Origin of the sequence: Streptomyces sp. H39-C1 (genome assembly GCF_027158125.1) — a bacterium.
GTDB classification, from domain to species: domain Bacteria; phylum Actinomycetota; class Actinomycetes; order Streptomycetales; family Streptomycetaceae; genus Actinacidiphila; species Actinacidiphila fildesensis.
In genome coordinates, this window is sequence record NZ_JAPVLS010000194.1 from 1 (window position 1) to 4870 (window position 4870).

The following is a 4870-nucleotide window of genomic DNA, read 5'->3' on the forward strand; positions in this document are numbered from 1 at the left end:
CATGCCCTCATCGGCAAGGTGCCGCCGCCAACGAACACCGGGGCCACACCGACATGCGCTCGAATCTGTCGGCACACAGAATGCCCCAACTCACCGCCCACATCGGCATCTTGAGTGACTCTCAACACACCCTGGATGACGAGCAGAAGATCTGGACGTCCGCCCAATGGGCCGAGCACCTTGAAGATCCGCTGCTGGAGCACCCGTTCGCTGCCAGCCCGAACGACGACCGGCGGGCGATCTTCCACCTCGATATCCGCCTCCACCCCGATGACCGGGTGCTGACCGGCCCCGAATGGGCCGAGGCCGCCCACCGGCTCGCCCGCACCGCCGGCATCGAAGTCCCCGGTGACGAGAACGGCTGCCGGTGGATCGCCGCCCAAGCTCAACCCGGCCGCCTCGACCTGATCGCCAACCTCATCCGCCTCGACGGCGAATGGCACGCCCAGCCTGCCGATGCCCACCGGCAGCTGGCGGAGGAGTCCCGCCGCATCGAGCAGGACCTGCGCCTCATCCCCGCCCCAAATGCTCGTCGACCGCCGGCCGTTCCCACGGCGTCCACGCAGCTCGCGGCTCTCCTGGCGCAGCTCGCCGACGAGCAGTCCGGACCGCTCGCCACGGTTCGAGGGCTCGTTGAGCACACCGCTCACCGCATCGCACGACAACCCGGCTCAGCCGGGGCCGGTACGGCGCACCGCCTGGAGCTGATCGCCCGCCGCCTTCACGCCATCCAGCACGACCTGGACGGCGCCGCAGCCCACCTGAGTGACCGGGGCCGCCCCCGTGTAGCCGCCGCACCGCCCGCTGCCCACCGGGCCGCCCATCGATCGCCGTAGGAGAAACGATTCTTTGCCTCTAGCCGACCGCATTCTGGTCATCCGGCGCGATCCGCACTCCGACGAGGTCCTCGCCCGCGGCGGAGACACAAAGGCCCACAGCGTTCTGCAGCGCACCGGTTTCGTGCCCGTCGTCCGTGTCCACGAGACCTACCACCGCACCCCCACCGGCCTCGATCAGGACGAGGAATCCCGCCTCGCCCTCCAAGCCGTCGCCCGGCTGCGATCCGCGGGATACCACGTCAACTGCGACGAGGACTTCCACACCGAAGCACGGCCGGCCAGTTACCTGCCGCTGGGCGCATCCGTCGCCCACCTCGCCGAGCGGATCCGCCAGGCCACCACCACCGACGAGGCAGCCGACGCTCTCACCGAGCTGACCGCCGCCCACGACGGCATCCTCGCCGCCCTGGCCGAGATCCTGACCGCCACCGCCGAGTTCCACGACGGCCTCGTCCAGGCCGCCGACCCGCACATCGCCCAACGGCTTCACTACCTCGCCAACGAGCGCCTGCCCATCATCAGCGCCGACCTCAGCCACACCCGCAACGCCCTCGCCGACCGGCACGCCCCGCACCCCGACCGCAGCCCCTGCGCCCAACAGGTTCCCGCCACCGAACGCGAGCGATCCGCCGTCTGCGCCTGCCCACCCCCGCCGCGGATAGCTCCCGCCCCGCCGCCACCGGTGGCCACCGGGCTCCGCCGCTGACCTCCACCACACCCAAGGACACCATGCACGATCACGAAAACTCCGAGCGCCTTGCTTCGTACGCCGACATCCTCGCCGGTGAACTCCCCGGCGCCTGGACCAGCACGTACCTTCCGTCCGCGGACAAGGACGACCTCGCCGAACTGGCCGAGCGGGTCTGGGACCTGAACCTCGTCGCCGCGACCCTCGCCGAAATCCCGCTCCAGCATGCGGCTGTCCTGAGCCGCCCGGACGGCGCCCAGCTCATCGTCCTGGACCGGCACGACGAGCGCGACGGGTTCCTCATCGCCGCCGTCGCCCCTCATAGCCTTCCCGACGAGGCGTACCGCGCAGTCGCCGAACCCAACGGCACCGCTCTGGTCGACGACCCCTTCCAGGCTGCCGAGACCGTAGCGGGCGACCTTCTCGCCCGCTACGACACCGCGCTCGCCCAGGTCCGACACAACGCCATCGGCGGCATCCAGCCGTCCCAGCCCGAGCGGGTCGTCCTGACTTGGCAGCCGGACGGCAGCCTCGCCGCCGCACCCATCGGAGAGGCGGCTGCCGCCGTCCTGGTGGCCAACGGCTTCGTCCAGGACCCGCAGACCAGCATCCACCGGCTCAGTGGAGACGACACCACCGCGCAGGCCCGCGCCGTCCGTGAACTGGGCGCGCAGCTCGACGCGCACGGCATCGGCACCGGCCTGCAGCACCCCGCCGGCCGGACCGCACCCACGGTCACACCGGCCGCCCTGCCACCGGCCCCCGCTGTGACCCGTGCCCCGGCCCACCCGGCTCGCTGACACACAGCAGCTGACCTCACGCCCCTACTGCGGCTGAACTGGAGGGACCTCCATGGCCAATCTGGCCGACGAGTACGGCACCGACGTCGAGATCTACTTCAGGGCCCCGAGCACCACCATCCACGCCGACACCCCCACCGACGCACCGGCACGGCTCCACGACCTACTGGACCAACTCGGTCTGGAGCGCCAGGAGATCCGCACCGTCGGGCCCGTCTACACCTGGCATGTTGCGCCCGAACACCTCGACGCTGATGGGCAGAAGCGCCTGGCCACCCGCGCGATCCCCGCCCTCATCTTGGCCGGGTACAAGGTCAACTGCGCCCCCGACGTCTTCGATGAGGACGCCTACCAACAGGCCGTGAACGAGGTCCGCGCCAGCAAACCCGATCCCGCGGCGCGATACCCCGCACCAGTCGCCGCCCCCAAGCGCCCCGCACCGTCCCCGCGCACCCCGTGAAGCGGGCCGGGCGGTCCCGGCACCCCACCGGAGCCGCCCGGCCCGCACCGTCCGAACCATCGGAGAAACCCTTAACACCCCGCATGCCACCGCCGATCACCCACAGCCGCAAGCCCCGCCTGGCGACCGCTCTATTCCGCCGGTACCTGCACGCATGCATCCCCACCGGCCCGCAGGCCGTTCTCCCCGAATCCCAGCGGATAGCACCCCGCCCAGACACTGACCGCCCCGCTCTGGAGGAGCATGTCCCATCCCACCCCGTACCCGGTGAGGCTCGCTGACGAGATCAGCCGCCAGCTCGACCAGCTCGCCGAGCACCTCACCCACCTGCCCGCGCACGAGGCCACACAGGTCATCGCGCGGATCCTCGACCCCGACCACGGCCTCCTCGGTGGCGTCACCCACCTGATCTACACCGGCAGCGTCTTCGCCAAGGACCAAGCCGAGCGCGGCGCACTACCGGCCGAGGTGTGGCTTGCCCTGGGCCGGGCCGCGACAGACCTCGCTAACACGGGCGCAGACCTGGAGGAATACCGGGACGCTCTCCGGCACGTCTCCACACAGCCTGCCACCGGCGCGGGCAAGCCGCCGGCCCCTGCATCGCTCGTTGTCCGGCGGCACCGATGAGCCGGAAGCCGACGAGCCGAGGGCCGGGCGAGCAGGCCCAGCAGCACTACCTCATCGAGCCCCGCGCGCTTGCCGGCGGCGGTGACCTGCGGCACGTCTCCGAGTTCCTGCGCGCCTCGGGATGGCGGGACAAGTCCAAGACAGGCGGCCCTCTTGTCATGGAGAGCCCGGAGCGAGCTGTCCGTATCTCCTACGACCCCTACGTCCTGCCCGGTGGGTGGACGATCCACGGCAGGGCGATCGGCCAACAGGAGGAGTGGTGGGCGGTCCTTGGGCGGCAAACACCGGTGGAGATCGTCGCTGGTCTCACCGACGCTCTCTCTGCTCCCCGCTCTGCGCATGCTCCCAACGCGTGGGCGCCCTTGCAGGAGCAGGACTGGCAGACGGGTCCCGAGGGTGGGCACTACACCGCCACCAGTCCTGACGGCAGCGCCCGACTGCAGTACCACGAGGTCCCTGGCGGCCAGCCCATGTGGTGGGCTGAGGCGAAGGACGGCCAAGGCAACGGGTGGTCCGCCCAGTTCACCGCCAGCACCCCGATGCATCTGGTGCAAGCCTTCTCGACCGCGCTTTCCAGCCCTGAGCCGGTGATGCGCCCGCTCGGCCGCGTCCCCCAGAGCACCCAGATCCGCACCACGTCCGTCTCCGTCCTGCCCTCCCAGCTCAGCGCCTGGCAGCAGTCCCGGATCGCCGCCGCCCGCGCCGCCACTTGGGCCCGCAACACCGCCCGAGGTAACCGGCCCCGCACCACGGCTCGCCCCCACGCGCACGCCGGCGGAACCCGAACTCGCCGCTGACCCAGCACTCACAACTTCCGAGGAGCCCTATGCCCGCACTCACCCCGGACACCATCCGAAGCGCGACCGAGACCCTGACCCACCTCACCGAGTATCTGCGCGACGAGCCTGACCCCGAAACGGCGTTCGCGCTCGTCGAGCCGCTGCTCGACGAGTACACCGGCCTGCCCATCCAGCTCGCCGACATCCTGCGCGCCTTCGCCCGCACCGTAGCGGGTCACCTCGATGCCCCGTGGCCGGCCGGGGCCCGCGAGTTGATCGCGGAGCTGCGGGACGCCGCGTGGGAGCAGACCGACCAGCACACCCTGCACTACGCCCTGGACGATCTGCGGGTCCTGTTCGACCAGGCTCGGGCGACGAAACCGGGGTGCTGCGCTTGCCGGTGAGTGCACGGCAGCTCGCCGCCTTCGCCTCCACGCACGCCTGGCAGATCCCGTTCGACACCAGCCCCCGCCACCTCGCCGGCCCCGGAGACGCCCGCCACGTCACCCACGGCCTGGCCGCCGCCGGCTGGACCCCCACCTCCGACCCGCTAATACTGCAACCGCATGTGGGGGTGGTGGCCTCGGCGTTGGTAGTGGCATCTGCGGGCGCGGGCTTGGCTGCGGCGTCGGAAGCGTGACCAGTGCAGATGATGGTCGTTGTCCAGGTGTCGGGGC

At 71.0% G+C, this 4870-nt stretch carries 7 protein-coding genes and 1 pseudogene; all 8 read left to right on the plus strand.

Features of this window, described 5'->3' with window-relative positions:
- Nucleotides 1-110 precede the first annotated feature (110 nt).
- Nucleotides 111-836 carry a relaxase/mobilization nuclease gene (locus O3W51_RS47165; RefSeq protein ID WP_269290175.1) on the plus strand — a complete coding sequence of 242 codons (726 nt, stop codon included), beginning with the start codon at nucleotides 111-113 and terminating at the stop codon, nucleotides 834-836.
- 13 nt (nucleotides 837-849) lie between these two features.
- Nucleotides 850-1545 (plus strand): hypothetical protein, encoded by a 696-nt coding sequence (locus tag O3W51_RS47170; RefSeq protein ID WP_269290176.1) that lies wholly within the window; start codon nucleotides 850-852, stop codon nucleotides 1543-1545.
- A 23-nt stretch (nucleotides 1546-1568) separates the two neighbouring features.
- The gene (locus O3W51_RS47175; protein ID WP_269290177.1) at nucleotides 1569-2327 is read left to right on the plus strand and encodes a hypothetical protein; all 759 of its coding nucleotides are present in this window, start codon (nucleotides 1569-1571) and stop codon (nucleotides 2325-2327) included.
- A 52-nt stretch (nucleotides 2328-2379) separates the two neighbouring features.
- Nucleotides 2380-2787: a hypothetical protein gene (locus O3W51_RS47180; RefSeq protein ID WP_269290179.1), complete on the plus strand. Its 408-nt coding sequence runs from the start codon at nucleotides 2380-2382 to the stop codon at nucleotides 2785-2787.
- Between the two features lie 243 nt (nucleotides 2788-3030).
- On the plus strand, nucleotides 3031-3414 hold the full coding sequence (locus tag O3W51_RS47185; RefSeq protein ID WP_269290181.1) for a hypothetical protein: 384 nt from the start codon (nucleotides 3031-3033) through the stop codon (nucleotides 3412-3414).
- Nucleotides 3411-4211, plus strand: coding sequence for a DUF317 domain-containing protein (locus tag O3W51_RS47190; RefSeq protein ID WP_269290183.1), 801 nt, complete (start codon nucleotides 3411-3413; stop codon nucleotides 4209-4211). The genes O3W51_RS47185 and O3W51_RS47190 overlap by 4 nt, the downstream gene beginning before the upstream one ends.
- A gap of 29 nt (nucleotides 4212-4240) precedes the next feature.
- On the plus strand, nucleotides 4241-4597 hold the full coding sequence (locus tag O3W51_RS47195) for a hypothetical protein (protein WP_269290185.1): 357 nt from the start codon (nucleotides 4241-4243) through the stop codon (nucleotides 4595-4597).
- A pseudogene (locus tag O3W51_RS49200) lies at nucleotides 4588-4746 on the plus strand (DUF317 domain-containing protein); the annotation flags it as partial. The gene O3W51_RS47195 and the pseudogene O3W51_RS49200, both read left to right, overlap by 10 nt.
- Nucleotides 4747-4870: the final 124 nt, after the last annotated feature.

Coding starts and splice junctions, on each gene's coding strand:
- O3W51_RS47175 (WP_269290177.1), top strand. CDS start 1,569: ATGCACGATCACGAAAACTCCGAGCGCCTTGCTTCGTACGCCGACATC.
- O3W51_RS47180 (WP_269290179.1), top strand. CDS start 2,380: ATGGCCAATCTGGCCGACGAGTACGGCACCGACGTCGAGATCTACTTC.
- O3W51_RS47185 (WP_269290181.1), top strand. CDS start 3,031: ATGTCCCATCCCACCCCGTACCCGGTGAGGCTCGCTGACGAGATCAGC.
- O3W51_RS47190 (WP_269290183.1), top strand. CDS start 3,411: ATGAGCCGGAAGCCGACGAGCCGAGGGCCGGGCGAGCAGGCCCAGCAG.
- O3W51_RS47195 (WP_269290185.1), top strand. CDS start 4,241: ATGCCCGCACTCACCCCGGACACCATCCGAAGCGCGACCGAGACCCTG.